Annotated in this window: 1 protein-coding gene; it reads left to right on the top strand. The window is 70.8% G+C overall.

The window, feature by feature from the left end; all coding sequences use genetic code 11:
• Positions 1-269 precede the first annotated feature (269 nt).
• On the top strand, positions 270-1,478 hold a 1,209-nt coding region (locus FV222_RS25845; RefSeq protein WP_246685671.1), incomplete at its 3' end, for an MASE4 domain-containing protein.

A 1,478-nucleotide genomic window follows, 5' to 3' on the forward strand; every position in this document is an offset into this window, starting at 1 on the left:
GGACGGCGCCGTCGCGCGGCGCCCTGGCCCGGATGGCCACCGCGATGGGCGTGCCGAGCGCCGAGACCCTGGTGGCGCAGATCCAGGCCGAGCGTCGCGCAACCCGGAAGACCCTCCTCGGACTCCGCCGCGCGACGGACTGATCTCGCCGTCACGAATTGTGCCTCTCAGTTGCACATCTGCGATAGTTACAAGCATTGGGTTGTGGTAGGCCGACGCAATCCTGTCGTTTCGGCTTCACCGGTGGTGTCGCAAGGTCGGAGACCATCGTGAACGTCGCCCCGCGCCCCGCCGACCTCACCACCTTCGCCAACGCGGCGCCGGGCCCGAGACAGCGACAGTTCGCCGGCCTGGTCTGCCTCGCCTTCGCCGCGCTGTCGCTCGCGCTGCTCCCGTTCGTCGGGCAGCCGATGGCGCCGATGCCGGGATTCGTCGCGAGCCATCAATCGGCGCTCACGGTGGTCTACGCGGTCACCACGGCGCTGTTCTTCGCGCAGTACCGGCGCACCCGCTCGGTGCCGCTGCTGGTGCTCTCGTCGGGCGGCCTCTACGTCACGCTGATCGTCGCGATCCAGCTCCTGAGCTTCCCGAACGTCTTCGGCACGGGTCGCATCCTCGGGTCGTCGCCGGCCACGACGACGTGGCTATGGACCCTGTGGCACCTCGGGCCGCCGCTGTTCGCACTGCCCTACGCGATCATGGAAGGCGACGGCCGACACCGGTCGATCGCCCCCGAACGGTCCGCATCCGTCGGGATCGCCGCGGCCGTCGGGGTCGCGGTGGCGGTCGCCGGTTTGACCTACCTCGTGGTCGCCCAGGTCGACCGGCTGCCGACCACCGTGGTCGGCGACGACTATTGGTCGCTCAACACCTCCGGCGTCGGGCCGGGGGTCGCCCTGCTCACCATCCTCTCGCTCGCGATCCTGTGCTGGACGACGCGCCTGCGCAGCCTGCTCCAGCTCTGGCTCGCGGTCTCGCTGTTCCTGCTCCTCCTCGACAACCTCGTGACGCTGACGGGCGCGTCCCGCGGCAGCGTCGGCTGGTTCTCTGGGCGGATCGAGGCGCTGATCTCAGGCATCGTCGTGCTGTGCGCGTACCTTCACAAGGTGGACCTGCTCTACGGACATGCCGAGCGCATCGCCGAGGCGCGCGAGCGCCAGCGCGCCGACCTCCAGGTCGCCCGCGACCACCTCGCCATCGCGCTCGAAGCCGCCGACATGGGCGACTGGGAGTTCGACCTCGGCTCCGGCGTGTCGCGGCGGAGCCTGCGCCACGACGCCATCTTCGGTTACGACGCCCTGCAGCCGCGCTGGGACGTGGCGACGACCCTCGCGCACGTCCTCCCCGAGGATCGCGCGGTCGCCGAGGCCGCCTTCACCACCATCGCGACCGTGGGATCCCTGGACCTGCAATGCCGCATCCGGCGCGCGGGCGACGGGGCGACGCGCTGGATCGAGCTGAAGGGCCGGGCGATGCGC

Origin of the sequence: Methylobacterium sp. WL103 (assembly GCF_008039885.1) — a bacterium.
GTDB classification, from domain to species: Bacteria; Pseudomonadota; Alphaproteobacteria; order Rhizobiales; family Beijerinckiaceae; genus Methylobacterium; species Methylobacterium cerastii.